Genomic DNA, 20,712 nt, shown 5'->3' with positions numbered 1-20,712 from the left:
GCGGTACTTCGCGAATGCCGCAAAGCTGTACGCTTGACCCTCATATTTCCACGTTTTTCATGGGGTGCCGTCAAGGTAGCAGGGGCATGGCCGTCGGAGAGCGTCGGGAAGAGATCAATTTTTTCCGAGAAATGCGGGCGGGCCGGATCCCGAGGGGGCGGCTTCGGGGTGTCCGGCGGGCCTGCGGTTCCGGCGAAACCTTGTTCTGCCAGGACTTCGGTCTCCGCAGCCAGGGGGTGCTTGCCGGCTCGTGCCTGCGCTCGATCATGACATAGCCGCAAAGGCACTGACATATCATGAGTACTTCACGTAGCGCCTGCTATGTCAATACTGGACGCACGCTATGAAGAGTGGAACTTGACGACCTTTGAACAAGGCGTTTACCGTTCCTGGCGGACGGTATTCATTTCCGGCGTCTCGCACCCGGTTTCCAGAGTGGGGGGAGTGACTCTTGATGGCATATCCAGAAGTGGATTCACGCCATGGCGACAGCCCCCTGGGCATGAGCGATATCGGTCTCAGTGACGACGACCTCGTGCTGCTGGCTGAGCTCGCCAAGGGTGTCACGGTCGATCGGGTGGGGCGTCGCCTCGACATCAGCGGCCGGACGGTCAGACGCAGGCTCAGAGGCATCTGCGACCGCATCGGCGTTGCCACGGCCATCGAGGCAGTGGCCTGGGCAGCGCGCCGCCGCCTGATCTGACACACCGCCGCGTGTCCGGCAGGTCGGGCCGGACACGCGTGCGGGGCCGGACACGTGCCCGGCCCGCACACGGGCGTACGCCGGTCGATCCGTCGGCCGCCCACCCGCCTATCAGATCCGGTCGTCGATCCGGCTCCGCCGTGTACGTTCCCGGTTCGACCACGTGCGTTCCCGGTCCGACCGCATGCGTTTCCGGTCCGACCGCGTGCGTTTCCGGTTCAACCACGTCCGATCGCGCGCGTTCTCGGTTCGACCGTGTGGTTCGCGGTTCTGCCGCGTGCGTCCCCTGTTCCGCCGTGAACGTTTCCGGTTCGACCACGTGCGCCCCCGGTCCGGGCGTACGGGAATCCGGTCGCCGGTGCCGGTTCAGGCGGCGATGCGGACGCCTCCGGCGAAGGGGCGGTTGTCGATCGTGGCGATGTGGACGACGTCACCCGTCTGGGGGGCGTGGACCATCAGGCCCGCGCCGATGTAGATCCCGACGTGGTGCAGGTCGCTGTAGAAGAAGACCAGGTCGCCGGGGCGCAGCTCGTTCCTGGAGACGTGGGTGCCCGCGGTCCACTGGTCGCCGGTGTAGTGCGGCAGGCTGATGCCGACCTTCTGGTAGGCCCACATGACCAGGCCGGAACAGTCGAAGGAGTTGGGGCCCTCGGCGCCCCAGACGTACGGCTTCAGCTGCTGGGTGAGCGCCCAGCGGGTGGCCTCGGCGGCCTTGCCGCTGCCCACGATGGGCACGTTCGTCTTCACCCGGGCGCCCCTGTTGCTGACGGCCCTGGTGCGCACCTCGCTGAACAGGTCGCTCTCGACGCGGTCGACCAGCCGCTCGATCTTGGTCCGGTTGCCGTCGATCTCCGCCAGGATCTTCTTGACCTCCGCGGTCCTGGCCTTGGCGCTGGCCTGGGCCCGCCCGGCGGCCTCGATCGCCCGGCTCACCTGGGCGACCTCCTCGCTCTGCTGCTGCTGGAGCGCGTAGTTGGTGGTCGCCTGGTCGAGGAAGGTGTCGGGGTCGGTGGCCTGCGTGAAGGCGAGCCCGGAGTTGAGGCCGCCCGACATGTAGGTGCTCTGCGCGAGGAGGGTGGCCTTGGTGCGGCGGGACGCCAGCTCGGACTCGCTCGACGCGAGGGTCTTCTTGGCGCTCTCGGCGGCCCGCTGGGCCTGCCTGAGCTTGACCCGCTCGCCGTTGTAGCGCTCCGCGAGGACGCCGATCTCCTGGTGCAGCTTCTCGGCCTGCTTGGCCAGCTGCTGGAGGCTGGGCTCGGGGTCCGCGGTGGCCGCCACCAGCGGGGTGCCGAGGGTCAGGGTGGCGAATGCCAGGCCGACGACCGCCATGCGGCGGCGCAGCCCTCGTGGCGCGCGTGCTCGGCGGCGGGTGTCGTGACCCGCGTGCTCTCCTCCGTGGTCGCGCGTGCGCTTCACCAACAGGCTCCTTCTCCTCGGCCGCCTACCGGGTTAGCTGACGGGTTCGGGCCGGAGGCAGCCCTACCGGGTGCGCCGGTCGGCACTCGGATTCACCCCGGAGGACGTGGTGGGTCCCCGGTTCCCTGCGTGGGGGGATTCGGCGGGTCAGGCTTTTTACGTCTCTGACATCGAGCACGGAGATTAGTGCACCCGTGGTTCCTGCTCAACCAGAACTGCGAATTCAGTAGAGGTTTCGCAACTGAGGTGTCACGAAAAGATCACACGTCAATATGATCAACATGGCCATTACGCTGCCTTTGCCTCGGGTGTGACGGGTGTGACGGGTGTCTTCCCAGGTCCGGGACCGTGCCAAAGGTGAGCTACGGCACACCGGAGGTGCCGTGCACCGAGCGTGGTAAAGCGACTTCCAAGGGTCACGTGCGGCCTGCGAGCTGCGGGTTAAGGGTGAACCGTAATTGAAGACCCGCGAGGACGTACGCTGAACGGTCATGGAGCAGCTTGCTGAGCATTCTCCCGGGCCGGTCATCCAGGCCCCCGGAGACGGGGAGCGGCGCGCCGGATCCGCGGGGGCGGAGCGGGGTTCGCCCGGAGCGGGGACGGCCCCCGAGGTCACGGTCCGCCGCGCGCGCACCCAGGACGTCCGGGCCGTCAGGCGGCTCGTCGACACCTACGGCGGCGTCGGCCGGCGCCTGCTGGAGAAGGCCACCGTCACCCTGTACGAGGACGTCCAGGAGTTCTGGGTCGCCACCGACGCGGAGGGCGAGGTGATCGGCTGCGGGGCCCTGCACGTCCTGTGGGAGGACCTGGCCGAGATCCGCACCGTCGCCGTCGATCCGACCCGCAGGGGGATGGGGATCGGCCACCGGATCGTCTCCGCGCTCATTCGCACGGCCGCCGAGCTGGGCCTGCGCCGGGTTTTCTGCCTGACCTTCGAGGTCGACTTCTTCGCCAGGCACGGCTTCAGGGAAATCCAGGGCACACCCGTCGCGCCGGAGGTCTACGCCGAACTTCTCGCCTCCTACGACGAGGGTGTGGCGGAGTTCCTCGATCTGGAACACGTCAAGCCCAACACCTTGGGAAACTCCCGGATGCTGCTGCATCTGACACGGGAGCCCGACTCCGATGACTTTAGAGCTGACTGATCGGAAAGGTGACTGTTGATACCTATGTCGATACCTTGTGCAGCAGCATGCATGTGCGTCTGACATTTGCCACATGCGCAGTCTAAGTGAGGTGACGCGGTGAGCACCGGACAGCCGCCGTATCCACAGGATGATCCCGACCGCGATCGCACACCGTCGGGGCAGCCGGATTACGGACAGCACAACGCGGGTCGAGGCCCTGGCGGACTCGACCCCGACGTGACAGTCGTGGGGTACAGGTCGGAGGCCTCACAGCCGAACACCGGCCCCGGACAGAGCCAGCCCGGATACGGTCAGCAGGGCTACGGGCAGCAGGGCTACGGCCAGCAGCCCGACTACGGCCAGCAGGGTGGGTACGGCCAGCAGCAGGGTTATGGCCAGCAGGGCGGGACCGGCGCGTACGGTCAGCAGCCCGGCTACGGCCAGCAGTCCTCCCACGAGCAGCAGGGCTACGGCCAGCAGCAGGGGTACGGCCAGCAGGGCGGGACCGGCGCGTACGGTCAGCAGCCCGGCTACGGCCAGCAGGGCTACGGCCAGCAGGGTGGGTACGGCCAGCAGCAGGGCTACGGCCAGCAGCAGCCCGGCTACGGCCAGCAGCCCGACTACGGGCAGAAGCAGCCCCAGCCCGGTTACGGCCAGCAACCCGACTACGGGCAGCAGCAGTACGGCCAGCAGGGCTACGGCCAGCAGCCCGACTACGGCCAGCAGGGGTACGGCCAGCAGCAGCCCGCGTACGGGCAGCAGGGCTACGGCCAGCCGTACGGCGGTCCCCCCGGGGCCCCGGCCCCGCTCGCCGAGTGGTGGCAGCGCCTGGTGGCGAGGATCGTCGACGGGATCATCCTGGCGATTCCGATGCTCATCATCACCTCGGTGATGACCGCCGTTCTCGTCACGCAGGGAAGCTTCAACACCGAGACGGGCGCCTTCACGGAGCCGAGCGGCCTGTTCCTCGCGAGCCTGCTCACCGCCCTGATCTCCGGGGCGATCTACCTGGCCTACGAGTTCTTCATGCTCAGCCGGGGCGGGCAGACGGTCGGCAAGATGGTCATGGGCATCAAGGTCGTGCCGGTCGGCAGCGCGCTGCCGCCCGGCGGGCTCAGCTCCGACGTGGCGATCAAGCGCGCCGGGGTGCTCTTCGGCCCGCAGCTCCTGAGCTGGGTCCCGTTCCTGAACTACGTGGCCAACATCTTCTCCCTGGTGAACGCGCTGTGGCTGCTGTGGGACAAGCCGCTGCGTCAGGCACTGCACGACAAGGCGGCCGGGACGGTCGTCGTCAAGATCAAGTAGTTCCCCGAATAACGGGGCCGGCGGTTGAACCGCCGGCCCCGTTTTCGCGTACAGGGGAGAAAACGAGGGGCCTTAGGGGCTCCGTATGGGTCTCGGGGTCCACGGCCACGGAAGCGCAAAACCATTTGCCGCGCCCTGAGCAACGCGGGGGAACTTATGACCGAGTCTCGCCCCGCTCGCCGGAATATTCGCGTACGGTGCCCACAACGGGCCCACCGGCGCCTGTGGGTCTCCTATGAGGCGTCAATGCCGGATCCGCCGCCGTCGGGGGTTCGCGCACTACTCACCGAATGGTCGGCCCGGCGTGCCTCCGGCATCCTCGGCGATCCCGTGCCGGATTCTCTTCTTCGCCTTCCGCCGCGCGTTCAGGACAGCCGGTGAAGGCCTTCTTACGGATCCGGATCGGGGACGCGTGGTGTTGACGGGGTTGTCCGAGGGGCTCATCGTGTTTGGTGGTTATACGGTCTACGACTATGTACTCCGTGCCAGATCGGGTCGTACTCTTGGCGAGAAAGTGTTGAAGATCCGTCTTGTTCCATACGCTTGCGTCACATCCGCTCACACCGGGGTGATGAAGCGAGCGGCTCTCCGTCCGGGCGTTCCGTCAAGGGCGGGCATTCCCGTGATGAACCCGCCCGCGGCGATCTCCGGCTCCACGGCGAGATGTCGTTCGTCCCGGCGGGCAGACCTCTTCACCAGGGGTTTCGGCACGAGCGGGCCGACGGCCCGGCGGCCGCGAACCCGGCGGGCATTGGTATTACGGAGACGGCGATGATCACCTGATCGCCCTGTCGGTTTTTCCCCGCGGCTTTACGACCGCAACCGGTAAGGCGGCTGGAGAGAAGCATTAGGCTGGAGAGAGACGGACATGGTCGCCCCTGCTGACGCGCGTCGCCGGCCGGTGGCGCTATGGTCATCTGTGGGCGGTTCCAGACCGATCGGGCGTGCCTGCGCGACCCGGGAGTCGCCGCCACATTTCCATGGTCCCCAGAAAGCCACCCACGGTGCGGAGCGAGGACGAATGTACGACGTATTGTCCGCGTTGATACCCCCGGCGGTCGTCGGCGGGGCCTTCATCTTCGGAGTCGTCAAGCTACTTCGGAGTGAAGCCGTCGGCCGGCGTCCGGCAAAACGACCCGACCCCGAGTCGCAGAAGAGCTGATCCACAGGTGCCTCGACTGCGAGTCTCGGTTGCCTGTGAGAATCGCCGGGCTCCTGGAATTGCCGCTCTTCGATCGCGGGTATATGTTTAGCTTGCGAATGAAACAATACCCGCGAAAGGATTGTGTAGATGGCCAAGCAGATCCAGGAGATTCTCATCGACGACCTCGATGGGGGCGAGGCCAATGAGACTGTCGCCTTCGCGATTGACGGCACCAGCTATGAGATTGACCTGAGTGACGTTAACGCGAAGAAGCTCCGTGACTCCCTGTCGCCTTTCGTGCAGAGCGCCCGCCGGTCCGGCGCCCTGGCTCCCCGTCGCCGCCGCGCAGGCGGAGCGCGGGCGCTCACGCGAGAGAAGAGCGCCGACATCCGGGCGTGGGCGAAGTCTCACGGCCTTAATGTCAGCGAGCGCGGTCGAATCGCCTCCAAGATCGTCGAGCAGTACGAAGCGGCTCACTAGATCGGCTCAGCGGATCGAGTGAATCATGCGGTTATGGCGGTCACGGTGGGGTCCGGTGGCGGCCATGACCGCATGATGCGTTTCGCCGACAGACAAACGTCGTTCGCTTGCGGCGTAGCGGGAACATCCCGCCCCTCGTAAGTAGTTGGATGGAGGGTGAACGCCCTGCTCTCGGGGAACGTCTTCTGCATAGAGCGGTCGCCGGGTCGGGGCTACCATGCGGGATGACAGGGCTCGGATATCCCGGACCTGCCTGACCGCTCTGTGAGGAGCGACGAGATGTTCGAGAGGTTCACCGACCGCGCACGGCGGGTTGTCGTCCTGGCCCAAGAAGAGGCCCGGATGCTCAACCACAACTACATCGGTACGGAGCACATTCTTCTTGGCTTGATCCATGAAGGTGAAGGCGTTGCCGCCAAGGCTCTGGAGAGCCTCGGCATCAGTCTTGAAGGTGTGCGTCAGCAGGTCGAGGAGATCATCGGCCAGGGTCAGTCTGCGCCGTCGGGGCACATTCCGTTCACCCCGCGTGCCAAGAAGGTCCTTGAGCTTTCGCTCCGCGAAGCCCTGCAACTAGGCCACAACTACATCGGCACCGAGCACATCCTGCTCGGCCTCATCCGTGAGGGCGAGGGCGTCGCCGCCCAGGTGCTGGTGAAGCTGGGCGCCGATCTCAACCGGGTCCGGCAGCAGGTCATCCAGTTGCTCCACGGCTACCAGGGCAAGGAGCCGGCCGCCGCGGGCGGCCCGACCGAGGCCGCACCGTCGACCTCCCTTGTGCTGGACCAGTTCGGCCGCAACCTGACCCAGGCCGCCCGCGAGGGCAAGCTCGACCCGGTCATCGGCCGGGAGAAGGAGATCGAGCGGGTCATGCAGGTCCTGTCCCGCAGGACCAAGAACAACCCGGTCCTGGTGGGCGAGCCCGGCGTCGGCAAGACCGCCGTCGTGGAGGGCCTGTCCCAGAAGATCGTCAAGGGCGAGGTGCCGGAGACGCTCAAGGACAAGCAGCTCTACACCCTCGACCTGGGCGCCCTGGTGGCGGGTTCCCGCTACCGCGGTGACTTCGAGGAGCGGCTGAAGAAGGTCCTCAAGGAGATCCGCACCCGAGGCGACATCATCCTGTTCATCGACGAGCTCCACACGCTCGTCGGCGCGGGTGCCGCCGAGGGGGCGATCGACGCCGCGAGCATCCTGAAGCCGATGCTGGCCCGGGGCGAGCTGCAGACCATCGGGGCCACCACCCTCGACGAGTACCGCAAGCACCTGGAGAAGGACGCGGCGCTCGAGCGGCGCTTCCAGCCGATCCAGGTGGCCGAGCCCAGCCTCAGCCACACGATCGAGATCCTCAAGGGCCTGCGCGACCGCTACGAGGCACACCACCGCGTCTCCATCACCGACGGCGCCCTGGTGGCCGCCGCTCAGCTGGCCGACCGCTACATCAGCGACCGGTTCCTGCCCGACAAGGCGATCGACCTCATCGACGAGGCCGGCTCGCGCATGCGCATCCGCCGCATGACCGCGCCGCCGGACCTCCGCGAGTACGACGAGAAGATCGCCAACGTGCGGCGCGACAAGGAGTCCGCGATAGACGCGCAGGACTTCGAGAAGGCCGCCGCGCTGCGTGACCAGGAGAAGCAGCTCCAGCTCAAGCGCGAGCGCCGCGAGAAGGAGTGGAAGGCCGGCGACATGGACGTCGTCGCCGAGGTCACCGAGGAGCTCATCGCCGAGGTCCTGGCGACCGCCACCGGCATCCCGGTCTTCAAGCTCACCGAGGAGGAGTCCCAGCGGCTGCTCCGCATGGAGGACGAGCTGCACAAGCGGATCATCGGTCAGGACGACGCCATCAAGGGTCTGTCCCGCTCGATCCGCCGTACGCGCGCCGGTCTGAAGGACCCGCGCCGTCCGGGTGGCTCGTTCATCTTCGCCGGCCCGTCCGGTGTCGGTAAGACCGAGCTGTCCAAGGCGCTGGCCGAGTTCCTGTTCGGGGACGAGGACGCGCTGATCATGCTGGACATGTCGGAGTTCATGGAGAAGCACACCGTCTCCCGCCTGTTCGGCTCGCCTCCCGGCTACGTCGGGTACGAGGAGGGCGGGCAGCTGACGGAGAAGGTGCGGCGCAAGCCGTTCTCGGTCGTCCTGTTCGACGAGATCGAGAAGGCCCACCCCGACATCTTCAACTCGCTGCTGCAGATCCTGGAGGACGGTCGCCTGACCGACGCCCAGGGCCGGGTGGTCGACTTCAAGAACACCGTCATCATCATGACGACGAACCTCGGCACCCGCGACATCTCCAAGGGTCAGGGCGTCGGCTTCGCGAAGAACAACGACGCCGAGTCCAACTACGACCGGATGAAGTCGAAGGTCCAGGAGGAGCTCAAGCAGCACTTCCGGCCGGAGTTCCTCAACCGTGTCGACGACATCGTGGTCTTCCACCAGCTCACGCCGAAGGAGATCATCCGCATCGTCGACCTGATGCTCGCCCAGGTGGGCCTGCGTCTGAAGGACCGCGACATGGGGATGGAGCTCACGCAGGAGGCCAAGCAGCTGCTGGCCGACCGTGGCTACGACCCGGTGATGGGCGCCCGCCCGCTCCGCCGCACGATCCAGCGCGAGCTGGAGGACACCCTGTCCGAGAAGATCCTGTACGGCGAGCTCCGTCCCGGCCAGATCGTGAAGATCGGCATCGAGGGCGAGGGCGAGAACGCGAAGTTCACCTTCATCGGTGAGAACGCGCCGGTCGACCAGGTTCCCGACTCGGCCGCCGCCATCGCGGAGCCGATCCAGAACTAGGAAAGACCAGGCATGGCCTGATCAGGCAGGGAGCAGACCCCGCCGTGAGGAGACTCACGGCGGGGTCTGCTTATTTGTTACCAAAGACGGTATCTCGCCACGACAGGTAGTACTACACTCTGTAGAGCGAGTTCGGTTGATCTCACCCAGATGATCTCAATGTTGTACGAACTGCGGTGAGGGCGGTATCGAGGTCAGCCCAGCGACGTACCGAGGAATCAGCTCCGGGAGTGACGCGGAGGTCGGTGCCCGCGCGGGATGCTTCGGACGACCGGGTCGAGCTCCTCACGGGGAGAGCTCCGGCTCACGCCGCCCTCGACGACCGGCACGGAGCCATCGGGGACGCTCACACGGAAAAGTACGCCTTGGAGGCACACATGCGTTTGCGGCACGAGGACGGGACGCTCGTTCACCTGGCCTACAACGCGGGTGTGCACCCCGCCGAGGATCTGGAGAACCTCATCGCGCACCTGACCCGGTACGCCGTGCCGGTGCGCAAGCGCCTCGGCGTGGAGCGCATGGGGGTCGGCCTCTGGCTCTCCCCGAGCGTCGCCGACCATCTCACCGCCGACAGGATCGAGCTGGTGCGCCTGCGCCGCTCCCTGGAGGAGCGCGGCCTGGAGGTCGTCAGCCTCAACGGCACCGGCGGCAGGAACCAGGAGGTCCCCGGCCCCGACTGGGCCAAGCCCGAGCGCTACCGCTACACGATGGCCCTGGCCAAGATCCTGGCCTTCCTGCTCCCGCAAGACGTTCGTTTCGGAAGCATCTCCACCATCCCCATCGGCTGGCGCCGCGACTGGCCCGCCGACCTGCACTCGATCGCCTCGCGACGGCTGGAGCGCCTCGCCCGCGAGCTGCGCGGGCTGTACAGCGTCACCGGCAAGACGATCAGGGTCGGTTTCGAGCCGTGGCCCGGATGCGTGCTGGAGACCACCAAGCAGGCCCTCGACCGGGTGGGCGGCATCGACTCCGAGCACCTCGGGATCTGCCTCGACGCCTGTTACCTCGCGGGCGGCTCTGAGGAGCCCGGAGCGGCCCTGCGCGGCCTGGCCGACACCGGAGCCCCGGTCGTGAAGCTCGGCCACGTGCACAACCACATGGCCGCCGCCTGCCAGGAGCTGCCCAGCACCCGGCCGGTGCTGGAGGACACCCTCACCGCGATGCTCTCCGGCGCGGTGAACGGCACCGCGCACATCGAGGTGGAGACCCACGACCTGGCCGTGCCGCTGAGGACCAGGGGCCCCGGCGCCCTGGTCAACATGATCGCCGAAGAGCTCGACTGGGCGCGCACCAGCCTCACCGCCCTCGGCCTGCGTCTCGCCGCCTGACCCCCGCGCCCGCCGGTCCGCCGGTCCCGCGGCGCGGCGGCGGGAGCCTTTCCCGTCGTGTACGGAGGCCTCGACGGGAAAGGCCCCGGCGGCCTCGTTCCCGGTTCGTGCAGGTTCGTGCAGGTTCGTGCCGACCGCGGGCGGCTCCGCGGGCAGGGGCCTGATCCAACCCGTGGCCCCGGCTCCGAGGCGGCCCGCGCTCCCGCCCGGCTCGTGGTCCGCGCTCCCGGCAGGGGACGGGGCCCTGCCGTTCGAGCCCGGGAGTCTCAGCCGGGAAGGCGGTACGTGCCGTCGTCGAGGACCTCGGCCAGGCCGTCCGTCACCAGGCCGTCGAGGGCGCGCTCGCGCTGCGGGGCGTCGTCCCAGACCACGTCGAGAGCCTCCTTGGGCACGGCGCCGTGGGCCTGGCGCAGCACCGCGAGGAGGCGGCCCCGGCACTGGCGGTCCGTTCCCGCGTACGTCTGGCCCTTGCGCGCAGGCCCGTCGTAGGCCGGTTTGCCCGCCAGGCGCCAGGCGCACAGGTCGCTGATCGGGCAGTCGGCGCAGCGGGCGGCGCGTGCGGTGCAGACCAGGGCGCCCAGCTCCATGATCGCGACCGCCCAGACGGGGGCGCGTTCGGCGTCCGGGAGGAGCGAGGCGGCGAGCCTGCGCTCGGCGGGCGTGGTGGCCTTCGGCGGGTACTCCTGGCCGCTGACGGCCCGCGCCAGGACCCGCCGCACGTTGGTGTCGAGAACCGCGTGGCGGCCCTGGAAGGCGAAGCTGGCGACCGCGGCGGCGGTGTACTCGCCGACGCCGGGGAGCGCCAGCAGGGCGTCGTGTTCCGCGGGGACCTCGCCGCCGTGCCGGTCGGTTATCGCGCGGGCGCACGCGTGCAGGTTCAGTGCCCGGCGGGGATAGCCGAGGCGGCCCCAGTGGCGTACGGCCTCGCCGGGGGCCTCCCGGGCGAGCGAGGCGGGCGTGGGCCAGCGTTCCATCCACTCGGTCCAGACGGGCAGCACCCTGACCACCGGGGTCTGCTGCAGCATGATCTCGCTGACCAGGATCGACCAGGGGGAGGCGCCGGGCGTCCGCCAGGGAAGGTCGCGGGCGTTGGCGGCGTACCAGTCGAGGATGGGGTCGAGTAAGCGGTTCGGCTCGGGCACCTTTCGACGATAGTGCGGCCCCGGGGCCCCTCGGCCTGCCTTCACCCGCCTCCGCCCGCCGGGGTCGCGTGTCCGGAGGCCGAAACAGGCCGGAAGCGGCGGGTCGGCTGCTGTGGCCCGCGAGGACTAACCATACTGAGCGTATGGATCCCGACACGTTCCGTAGCGATATCGGAGCCGACGTCTACTGGCGGCGTCGGATGGCCGCGCTCGTCGGTGTGCTCGTGGTGGTCGCCGTCGTGGCGTGGGCCTGCTCGTCGACGAGCGGGCCGGACGACGTCAGGGAGCGGAACTCGGCCGCCCGCCAGGAGTCGCCGGACCCGCTGGTGGCCGTCCTGCCGACCGTGACGCTCATCCCCTCGCCGACCGCGAGCCCGACGCCCTCGCCGGGGACGGCCAGGGCGTCCGCCAGGCCGAGGCGGCCCGGCGAGGCCTGCGTCTCCCCGCAGCTCGTGCTGAGCATGGAGGGCCAGGGAACGGTCTACCCGGCGGGCATCCGGCCCCGGTTCACCCTCACCCTCGTCAACGTCGGCAAGGTGATGTGCACCACCGACGTGGGGCCGCGCGCGATGGAGGTGCGCATCACCTCCGGCGACGACCGCGTGTGGTCGTCCTCCGACTGCGTCAGCGGCGAGGCCGCCGACGTCCGCGAGCTCGACCGCGGCATCCCGTACGTCAGGGAGCTGGTGTGGGACCGGCGCCGGTCCGGCGACGACTGCACCGCCGACCGCGCGGCCGCCCTGCCCGGCACCTACGTCGCGGTGGTCCACGCCCCGGGCCTGAGAAGCCGCAAAGCCGTCTTCCACCTCCGGTGACCGCCGAGGGGCCCCGCAGGGCGGGGCCTCAGACGTAGCGTTCCAGGATGGACGACTCCGCCAGCCGGGACAGGCCCTCGCGGATGTGGCGGGCCCTGGCCTCGCCCACCCCGCCCACCTCCTGGAGCTCGCCGATGCTGGCCGCCAGGAGCTTCTGCAGGCTGGCGAACTGGTCGACGAGACGGTCGACCACCGTGTTGGGCAGGCGCGGGACCTTGGCCAGCAGGCGGTAGCCCCGGGGGCTCACCGGGGTCTCCAGGGCGTCGTTGCCCGAGTGGCCGAGGATCTGGGCGACGACCGAGAGGTCGAGCAGCTCGGCGGAGGAGAGCTGGTCGAGCTCGTGCAGCGCCTCGGCGAACTTGCGCGGCCGGCGGCCCGCCACGGGCAGGTAGTCGCGCACGATCAGCTCGCGGTCGCTCTCCGTGCCGGCCACGAGCTCGTCCAGCTGCAGGGAGAGCAGCCGGCCGTCGGTGCCGAGCTCGACCACGTAACCCGCGATCTCCTCGGAGATGCGCCTGACCATCTCCAGCCGCTGGGCGACCACCGCGATGTCGCGGACCGTCACCAGGTCCTCGATCTCCAGCGCGGAGAGCGTGCCGGAGACCTCGTCCAGGCGGAGCTTGTAGCGCTCCAGCGTGGCCAGGGCCTGGTTGGACTTGGACAGGATGACCGCCGACTCCTCCACCACGTAGCGGATGCCCTCGAGGTAAAGAGCGATGATCCGCATGGACTTGCTGAGGGAGATGACCGGCAGCGACGTCTGCAGGGCCACGCGCTGGGCGGTGCGGTGCCGGGTGCCGGACTCGTCGGTGGGAATGGACGGATCGGGCATCAGGTGCACCGCCGCCCGCACGATCCTGAGGTCGCCGGCGTTGAGGACGATGGCGCCGTCCATCTTGGCCAGCTCCCGCAGCCGTGTCGCGGAGAACTCGACGTCCAGCTCGAAGCCGCCGCTGCAGATCTCCTCGACCGTGCCGTCGTATCCCAGCACGATCAGGCCACCCGTGTGCCCGCGGAGAATGCGCTCCAGCCCGTCGCGCAGGGCGGTGCCCGGTGCGACCGCGGCCAGGACGGCCCTGCGGCGTTCGTCGAGCCCTTTGTAGGTTGCTGCCACATGACCCCCGTGGTCTGCGTATAACGCTCAGCTTACCGGCGAAGGCCCCGCGCGGCCCGGAATCGGTGGATGCCACGCGCCGTGCGGCTCCCGTGACGCGCCGCACCGCGAGGAGCCCGCCGGCCGTCTCTCGCATCATGCCCTGACGCGCGGTCGCGGGCCGCGAGGCCGCTCCATGTGCCCGTACGGGCGCCTGTGACGGCCTCGGGGGCGGGAGCGGGCGGCGGCTCAGGTGACGTGGGTGAGGGCATCCCAGACGTTCTCCGCCTCGACGACGTCGAATCCGGGCGCGAAGGGCGCGCCGCGCCCGGCGACGGGGACCAGGGAGTGGTCGCCGTTGCGCTTCTTGCCGGTGTCGAGGGAGCCCGCGGGGACGAGCGCCCGGGTGAAGCCGAGCCGGGCGGCCTCCGACAGGCGGCGCCGCACGTCGCGCACCGGGCGCAGCTCTCCCGCCAGGCCCACCTCGCCGAGCACCACCAGGCCGGAGGGGAGCGCCTTGTCGCCGGCCGCGCTGGCGACCGCGAGCATCACCGACAGGTCGACCGCGGGATCGCTGAGCTTGATCCCCCCGACGGTGGCGGTGAAGACGTCGCACCCGCCCAGCTTGGCGTTGAGCCGCCGCTCCAGGACGGCGAGGACCATCGTCACCCGGTAGGTGTCGAGCCCCGAGGAGGAGCGGCGCGGCTGCTGGGCCTCGGTCCTGGCGACGAGCGCCTGGACCTCGGCCGGCAGCGGCCGGGTGCCCTCCAGGGTGACCGTGACGCACGTGCCGGGCACCGGGTCGGTGCGGTGGGAGACGAACAGGCCGCTGGCGTCGGCGATGCCCTCGATGCCGCTCTCGTGAAGATCGAAGCAGCCGACCTCGTCGACCGGGCCGTACCGGTTCTTGATCGCGCGGACCAGGCGGAGCCGGGAGTGCCGGTCGCCCTCGAAGTGGAGCACGACGTCGACCAGGTGCTCCAGGGTCCGGGGGCCGGCGATCGAGCCCTCCTTGGTGACGTGGCCGACCAGCACGGTGGCCATGCCGCGCTCCTTGGCCAGCCGCACCAGGTTTCCCGCGACCTCCCTGACCTGGGTCACCCCGCCCGGGACGCCGGTCGCCTGGGCGGAGCCGATCGTCTGCACCGAGTCGACGATGAGCAGGTCGGGCTGGACCTTCTCGACGTGCGAGACCAGCGCGCCCAGGTCGGTCTCGGCCGCCAGGTAGAGGCGGTCCTGGATCGCGCCGATGCGGTCGGCCCTGATCCGCACCTGGGCGGCCGACTCCTCGCCCGTGATGTAGAGGACCGTCTGCTGCCGGGCGATCTTGGCCGCCGCCTCCAGCAGGAGGGTCGACTTGCCGATGCCGGGCTCGCCGGCGAGCAGCACGACGGCTCCGGGGACCAGGCCGCCACCGAGGACGCGGTCGAGCTCGGGCACCCCGGTGCCGCGCGCGTGCGCCACCTCGGCCTTGACCTGGCCGATCGGCACCGCGGGCGCCGACACCGCCCCGGCGGAGGCCACGCGCGCCCCCGCGGCCGCCGTCTCCTCCTCGACCGTGCCCCAGGCCTGGCACTCGCCGCAGCGCCCCACCCACTTGGCCGTCTGCCACCCGCACTCGGCACAGCGGTAGCCACCAGCCTTCTTCGCCATGGCCGCACGTTACCGGCAGGGCCCGACAACTTTCACCCGGTACGGGATGTCGTACCGGGTGGGGGGAGGCGCGTTTCCCGTCAGATGTGGCCTTCGAGGTCGGCCAGGAGCAGGCGCTTGGGCTTGGCGCCCTTGATCTGCTGCACCACTTCGCCGTCCTTGTAGAGGTTGAGCGTCGGCAGGCCGAGGACGCCGTACCTCGCCGTGATCTCGGGGTAGTCGTCGGCGTTGAGCTTGGCGATCGTGACGCGGTCGCCGTACTCGGACTCGATCTCCGCCAGGACCGGCGCGATCATCTTGCACGGCCCGCACCACTCGGCCCAGAAGTCGACCAGGACGGGCTTGTCGCTCCGCAGCACCTGCTCGTCGAAGTTCTCCGCGGTCAATGTGATCATGACTCTCCCACTTTCCTCAGTACGCATCCTGGGCAGGCCGTGGTCAGCTGGGCCGCCACCTCCGCCCTCCGGGTGAGAAGCGTGCGGATCTCGTCGTCGATCTCCGCCAGCTTGCGCTGGTAGACGGCCACGGACTCCGGGCACGACCCCCCGGAGTCGTGCCCGGCCCGGAGGCAGTCCACGAACGGGCGGGCGTCGTCCAGGGTGAACCCGACGGCGAGCAGCGAGCGGATCTCGGAGACGAGCCTGAGATCCGCCTCCCCGTACTCCCGGTAGCCGTTGGACGAGCGCCGGGCCGTGATCAGCCCCTGCTGCTCGTAGTAGCGCAGCGCCCGGGTGCTGACACCCGCCCGCCGCGCCAGCTCACCGATCCGCATCCGGCCCTCCCCACGAGACGACGATAAACCTTGACATCAACGTCAAGGTCAAGCCCCGTCCCGTTGTTCCCCGCCGGCCGGGTCCGCGGGAGGGTCAGAACAGCTTCCAGCGCAGCAGGTTGGGGTAGGCGATCTCCAGGCCGGGGGTCTCGGCGATGGCCTGGTCGGCGACCGTGGGGGTGAACTCGATGCGCAGCACCGCCTCCAGGTCGGCGCGGCGCTCGAAGGACATGCGCAGGTCGAGCCTGCTCGTCTGCCAGCCCTGGCGGTTCCAGAAGCTCTCGACGGACCTGGCCGAGTAGGCGGGGATGGACTGGCCGAACCACCGGCCGAAGGCGCCGCGGGTGGTGTCGATGTCGATCACGAAGGCCGCGCCGCCGCGCCGCGTCACCCGGGACAGCTCGGCCAGGCCGGGCTCGCATCCGGGGCCGAAGAAGTAGGCCCAGCGGGCGATGGCCACGTCCACGGAGGCGTCGGGCAGCGGGAGGGCCTGGGCGGTGGCGGCGTGGATCTCGACGTTCGGCAGGGCGCGGCAGCGGCGCCTGGCCAGCCGGACGAGGTCCTCGTGCGGCTCCGCGCCGATCACGCGGGTGGCGGTGGCGGCGAGGGCGGGCAGGTGGTAGCCGGTGCCGCAGCCGATGTCGAGGACCGTCGCCCCGGTCCAGGACCGGATGGCCGACATCGCGGCCTCGGCGCGCCCCTCGGGGTCCACCGCCCGGTTCTCCAGTTCGTAGGTCTGTGGGGTGTTCCAGATGTTGGGGCTGGGGATGGCGCCCCTCAAGAACCTCGGCATGCCCTCACCGTAATGGTGTGATCTGGGACGCGTCGGTGGTGGCGGACAGCACTGCTCTCCGGACCCGCTTAGGCTGGCAAAGGTGAGCGACTTGAGCGAGTGGGCCGGTCGGCCCGGCGGTGTTCGCGAGTGTGCGCTCCGAGCCGGAGACGAGGAAGCGGTATGAGCGTCCGTGTATCCAGCGCGAAGATCGCGCTGTCCACAGCGTCGGTGTATCCCGAGCGCACTCCCGACGCCTTCGAGCTGGCCGCGCGCCTGGGGTACGACGGCGTGGAGATCATGGTGGGGGCCGACCCCGTGAGCCAGGACGTCGACGTCCTGGAGCGGCTGTCGGACCACTACCAGCTGCCGATCCTGGCCATCCACGCGCCGTGCCTGCTGGTGACGCAGCGCGTGTGGGGCAAGGACCCGTGGGCCAAGCTCCAGCGCGCGCAGCGCGCCGCCGAGCGGGTCGGCGCCAGGACGGTCGTGGTGCATCCCCCGTTCCGCTGGCAGCGCGACTACGCGCGCGACTTCGAGATCGGCCTCGCCAGGATGCGTGACGAGACCGACGTGGTCTTCGCGGTGGAGAACATGTTCCCGCTGAAGGCCAGGGGCAACGAGGTCGTCCCCTACTCGCCCGACTGGAACCCGGTCGACTACGACTTCCCGCAGGTCACGCTGGACCTGTCGCACACGGCGGTGTCCGGGTCCGACGCCCTGGAGATGTTCACCAAGCTCGGCGACCGGCTCGCCCACCTGCACCTGGCCGACGGCCTGGGGGTGCCCAACAAGGACGAGCACCTGGTTCCCGGGCGGGGCGGCCAGCCGTGCGCGCCGATCCTGGAGCGGATGGCGGGCAACGGATACTCCGGGCTGGTCGTGCTGGAGATCAACACGCGCAAGGCGGCCAGCCGCTCCGAGCGGATCGACGACCTCGCGGAGGCGCTCGCCTTCGCCCGGCTGCACCTCGCGGCCTCCACCCCCGCATGAGCGAGCCCTCCGCGAAGACCCCGTCCGGGAACGGGCCGACGTCCGGGAGTGAGCCCGCGCCCGGGAACGGGCCCGCGTCCGAGAACGAGGCCGCGTCCGGGAACGGGGCCGGGCCCGTCGCGGAGGCGAGGAGGCGGCCGGGGCGCAGGCCGGGGTCGGCCGACACGCGGGGCCAGATCCTCGCGGCGGCGCGCGAGACCTTCGCGGAGAAGGGGTTCGACAAGGCGACCATCCGGGGCATCGCCCGCCAGGCGGGGGTGGACCCGGCGCTGGTCCACCACTACTTCTCCGGCAAGGAGGGGATGTTCGTCGAGGCGATGAACCTGCCGATCACCCCCGACATCGTCCTCTCGGCGATCACGTCGGTGCCTCGCGAGGAGGCCGCGGAGCGGCTGGTCCGGCTCATCCTGACGATCGTCGCGGAGGAGGGGGCGCGCCAGCCGTTGCTGGCGCTGATCCGCACCGCGATGACCAACGAGCAGATGGTGGTCACGATCCGCGAGTTCATGACCGGGGCGCTCCTCGGCCGGGTCGCGGAGGCTCTGGACGTCCCGCCGATCCGGATGGAGGCGGCTTTCGCGCAGATGTTCGGCGTGGTGCTGGTGCGCTACGTCCTCAAGCTGGAGCCGCTGGCCTCGGCGGGCTTCGAGGACCTGGTGAAACTGCTCACACCCACGATCCAGGGCTATATCAGCCCTTCCCGGTAGCCTCCCCGGTCACTCCGATGTGCTTCGGAGGCGTACAGAGCATTGTTCTGGGAACGGTGTTGACCATAGGGTGACCACGGTCGCCACGGGCCCCGGTACGAAGCGAAGTTACTCGTCGGTAGGATTCGTGGAGACCTCTTGTCATCGTGGATGACCGGCGGTCGTACGCTGGCAGCCAACGCCGTCTGTGGGAGGACCCGTGCTCTGGGTAGCGATCATCGGGCTGGTCATGACAGCCGTCGCGGTCGCGCTTGCCGCGCGCCGCGTGTTGTTCCTGTACAAGCTCGCCACCGTCGGGCCCGCCGCGCCCGAACGCGTCGCGTACGCCAGGAGCCACCTGGGTGAGGAGATCAAGGCCCAGCTGGTCGAGGTCCTCGGGCAGCGGAAGCTGCTGAAGTGGACGGCGTCGGGCGTCGCGCACTTCTTCGTCATGTGGGCGTTCCTCATCCTGGCGACCGTCTATCTGGAGGCGTACGGCGCGCTGATCCAGGGGGCCGTCACCGGCACCCCCGACTTCCACATCCCGCTGGTCGGGACGTGGGCGGTCCTGGGCTTCCTGCAGGACTTCATCGCGGTCGCGGCCCTGCTCGGCCTCCTCGCCTTCGCGATCATCAGGATCAGGAACTCGCCGAAGAAGCTGGGCCGCAGGTCCCGCTTCTCCGGGTCGCACCTCGGCGGCGCCTGGCTCGTCCTCTTCATGATCTTCAACGTGATCTGGACGATGCTGCTCTTCCGCGGCGCGGCGGCCAACACCGGCAACCTGCCCTACGCCTCGGGGGCGTTCGCCTCCGACGCGGCCGCGGCCCTGCTGCGCCCGCTGGGGGCCTCGGCCAACGAGGCGCTCGAACACGTCGGGCTGCTCCTGCACATCGGCGTCATGCTGGTGTTCCTCGTGATCGTGGTGAACTCCAAGCACCTGCACATCTTCACCGCGCCGCTGAACGTGGCGTTCTCCCGGCGTCCCGACGGCAACGGCGCGGCCCAGCCGATGCGGATCGACGGCAAGCTCGTCGACTTCGAGGACGAGGAGCTCGACGGCGACCGGCTCGGCCGGGGCAAGATCGAGGACACCACCTGGAAGGGCTTCCTCGACTTCTACACCTGCACCGAGTGCGGACGCTGCCAGGACCAGTGCCCGGCCTGGAACACCGACAAGCCGCTCTCGCCGAAGATGCTGATCCTGGAGCAGCGCGACCACGCCTTCAAGGTCGCGCCGTACCTGACGGCCACCCAGGAGGAGCGGGCGGGCTTCCACGAGGACGTGCTGGCCCTGCTGGAGAAGCCGCTGGTCGGCGAGGACGGCGTCATCCACCCCGACGTGCTGTGGTCCTGCACCAACTGCGGCGCCTGCGTCGAGCAGTGCCCGGTCGACATCGAGCACATCGACCACATCCTCGACATGCGCCGCTACCAGGCGATGGTGGAGTCCAACTTCCCGTCCGAGGCCGGCGTCATGGTCAAGAACCTGGAGAACAAGGGCAACCCGTGGGGGATGTCCGAGACGAAGCGGGCCGACTGGATCGAGGAGCTGGCCGGACGCGAGGTCGACCCCATCGAGGTCACGCTCATCGATGACAAAATGGGCGAAGATGTCGAATATCTCTTCTGGGTCGGTTGCGCGGGAGCCCTGGAGGACCGGGCGAAGAAGACCACCAAGGCGGTCGCGGAGCTGCTGCACGTCGCGGGCGTCAAGTTCGCGGTGCTCGGCCCGATGGAGGCGTGCACCGGCGACCCGGCCCGCCGCCTGGGCATGGAGTATCTCTTCGACATGCTGGCCAAGCAGAACATCGAGACCCTCAACGAGGCCGGGGTCAAGAAGATCGTCGCGACCTGCCCGCACTGCTTCAACACCCTCGCCAACGAGTATCCCCAGCTCGGCGGCACCTACGAGGTGGTGCACCACACCCAGCTGCTCGCCAAGCTCGTGGACGAGGGCAAGCTGGTCCCGGTCACGCCGATCGAGGAGAAGATCACTTACCACGACCCGTGCTTCCTCGGACGCCACAACAAGGTTTACTCCCAGCCCCGCGACATCATGGCCAAGGTGCCCGGGGTGAAGACCCAGGAGATGCACCGCCACAAGGACCGCGGCTTCTGTTGCGGCGCGGGCGGCGCGCGGATGTGGATGGAGGAGCGGCTCGGCAAGCGCATCAACACCGAGCGGGTGGACGAGGCGCTGACCACCGAGCCGGACACCATCTCCACGGCGTGCCCGTTCTGCCTGGTCATGCTCGGTGACTCGATCAACGAGAAGAAGAACACGGGAGAGGCCAAGGAGACGCTGGAGGTCGTCGACGTCTCCCAGCTGCTGATCAAATCGATCAAGGGCCAGCCCGTCGAGGCGTCCTGACATCCGGCCGACAACCGCTCGGAGGGGACATCTTCCCGATGTTCCCTCTGACATATGGTCAAGTCATCGGGAAAAGGATGTCAGGTCCGAAAACCTTTCTCCACATAACGGGAAAATCACGGTAA

The 20,712-nt window shown here is 69.1% G+C and carries 17 protein-coding genes and 1 riboswitch; of the genes, 10 read left to right on the top strand and 7 right to left on the bottom strand.

Annotation, left to right across the window (positions count from 1 at the left end):
- The first annotated feature begins 454 nt into the window (after positions 1–454).
- Positions 455–703, top strand: coding sequence for a helix-turn-helix domain-containing protein (locus ABT053_RS27225; protein ID WP_084195118.1), 249 nt, complete (start codon positions 455–457; stop codon positions 701–703).
- Positions 704–1,069: 366 nt separating this feature from the next.
- On the opposite strand, the gene ABT053_RS27220 is transcribed toward ABT053_RS27225, so the two are convergent.
- Positions 1,070–2,119 carry a C40 family peptidase gene (locus ABT053_RS27220; protein ID WP_350972517.1) on the bottom strand — a complete coding sequence of 350 codons (1,050 nt, stop codon included), beginning with the start codon at positions 2,117–2,119 and terminating at the stop codon, positions 1,070–1,072.
- 8 nt (positions 2,120–2,127) lie between these two features.
- Positions 2,128–2,274: riboswitch (cyclic di-AMP (ydaO/yuaA leader) on the bottom strand.
- Between the two features lie 336 nt (positions 2,275–2,610).
- Here ABT053_RS27220 and ABT053_RS27215 point away from each other — a divergent pair.
- From ABT053_RS27215 to ABT053_RS27195, 5 genes are all read left to right on the top strand, one after another.
- The gene (locus ABT053_RS27215; RefSeq protein WP_350972515.1) at positions 2,611–3,264 is read left to right on the top strand and encodes an amino-acid N-acetyltransferase; all 654 of its coding nucleotides are present in this window, start codon (positions 2,611–2,613) and stop codon (positions 3,262–3,264) included.
- A 228-nt stretch (positions 3,265–3,492) separates the two neighbouring features.
- Positions 3,493–4,551: an RDD family protein gene (locus ABT053_RS27210; RefSeq protein ID WP_350972513.1), complete on the top strand. Its 1,059-nt coding sequence runs from the start codon at positions 3,493–3,495 to the stop codon at positions 4,549–4,551.
- Between the two features lie 1,291 nt (positions 4,552–5,842).
- Positions 5,843–6,175, top strand: a complete 333-nt coding sequence (locus tag ABT053_RS27205) for a histone-like nucleoid-structuring protein Lsr2 (protein WP_012895497.1) — start codon at positions 5,843–5,845, stop codon at positions 6,173–6,175.
- A gap of 279 nt (positions 6,176–6,454) precedes the next feature.
- Positions 6,455–8,962, top strand: a complete 2,508-nt coding sequence (locus ABT053_RS27200) for an ATP-dependent Clp protease ATP-binding subunit (protein WP_344744009.1) — start codon at positions 6,455–6,457, stop codon at positions 8,960–8,962.
- A 377-nt stretch (positions 8,963–9,339) separates the two neighbouring features.
- Positions 9,340–10,290, top strand: a complete 951-nt coding sequence (locus tag ABT053_RS27195) for a TIM barrel protein (protein ID WP_350972511.1) — start codon at positions 9,340–9,342, stop codon at positions 10,288–10,290.
- Between the two features lie 266 nt (positions 10,291–10,556).
- On the opposite strand, the gene ABT053_RS27190 is transcribed toward ABT053_RS27195, so the two are convergent.
- On the bottom strand, positions 10,557–11,432 hold the full coding sequence (locus ABT053_RS27190; RefSeq protein ID WP_350972510.1) for an HhH-GPD family protein: 876 nt from the start codon (positions 11,430–11,432) through the stop codon (positions 10,557–10,559).
- Positions 11,433–11,575: 143 nt separating this feature from the next.
- Between ABT053_RS27190 and ABT053_RS27185 the strand changes: the two genes are divergently transcribed.
- On the top strand, positions 11,576–12,247 hold the full coding sequence (locus ABT053_RS27185; protein WP_350972508.1) for a hypothetical protein: 672 nt from the start codon (positions 11,576–11,578) through the stop codon (positions 12,245–12,247).
- Between the two features lie 28 nt (positions 12,248–12,275).
- Here the strand turns inward: ABT053_RS27185 and disA are convergent, their stop codons facing one another.
- The 5 genes from disA to ABT053_RS27160 all read right to left on the bottom strand — a co-directional run bounded on the left by disA (position 12,276) and on the right by ABT053_RS27160 (position 16,558).
- Entirely contained in the window at positions 12,276–13,361 is a 1,086-nt protein-coding gene (gene disA / locus ABT053_RS27180; protein WP_350972506.1) for a DNA integrity scanning diadenylate cyclase DisA, read from the bottom strand.
- A 228-nt stretch (positions 13,362–13,589) separates the two neighbouring features.
- Positions 13,590–14,993, bottom strand: a complete 1,404-nt coding sequence (gene radA, locus ABT053_RS27175; RefSeq protein WP_350972504.1) for a DNA repair protein RadA — start codon at positions 14,991–14,993, stop codon at positions 13,590–13,592.
- Between the two features lie 80 nt (positions 14,994–15,073).
- A complete protein-coding gene (gene trxA, locus ABT053_RS27170; RefSeq protein ID WP_350972502.1) occupies positions 15,074–15,388 on the bottom strand; it encodes a thioredoxin in 315 nt (104 codons plus the stop codon).
- Positions 15,385–15,765: a MerR family transcriptional regulator gene (locus ABT053_RS27165; RefSeq protein ID WP_350972500.1), complete on the bottom strand. Its 381-nt coding sequence runs from the start codon at positions 15,763–15,765 to the stop codon at positions 15,385–15,387. The genes trxA and ABT053_RS27165 overlap by 4 nt, the downstream gene beginning before the upstream one ends.
- Positions 15,766–15,859: 94 nt before the next feature.
- Positions 15,860–16,558, bottom strand: a complete 699-nt coding sequence (locus ABT053_RS27160; RefSeq protein ID WP_350972498.1) for a class I SAM-dependent methyltransferase — start codon at positions 16,556–16,558, stop codon at positions 15,860–15,862.
- A 162-nt stretch (positions 16,559–16,720) separates the two neighbouring features.
- On the opposite strand from ABT053_RS27160, the gene ABT053_RS27155 reads away from it, so the two are divergent.
- The 3 genes from ABT053_RS27155 to ABT053_RS27145 all read left to right on the top strand — a co-directional run bounded on the left by ABT053_RS27155 (position 16,721) and on the right by ABT053_RS27145 (position 20,587).
- Positions 16,721–17,530 carry a sugar phosphate isomerase/epimerase family protein gene (locus tag ABT053_RS27155; protein WP_350972497.1) on the top strand — a complete coding sequence of 270 codons (810 nt, stop codon included), beginning with the start codon at positions 16,721–16,723 and terminating at the stop codon, positions 17,528–17,530.
- A complete protein-coding gene (locus ABT053_RS27150) occupies positions 17,527–18,237 on the top strand; it encodes a TetR/AcrR family transcriptional regulator (protein WP_350972495.1) in 711 nt (236 codons plus the stop codon). Before ABT053_RS27155 ends, ABT053_RS27150 begins: the two co-directional genes overlap by 4 nt.
- Positions 18,238–18,436: 199 nt before the next feature.
- A complete protein-coding gene (locus ABT053_RS27145; RefSeq protein WP_350972494.1) occupies positions 18,437–20,587 on the top strand; it encodes a (Fe-S)-binding protein in 2,151 nt (716 codons plus the stop codon).
- The last annotated feature ends 125 nt before the right edge of the window (positions 20,588–20,712 follow it).

Source organism: Streptosporangium sp. NPDC002524, assembly GCF_040295985.1.
GTDB lineage: Bacteria > Actinomycetota > Actinomycetes > Streptosporangiales > Streptosporangiaceae > Streptosporangium.
The sequence above is the reverse complement of the archived record's forward strand: the minus strand, read 5'-3'. Positions and strand labels throughout refer to the sequence as shown.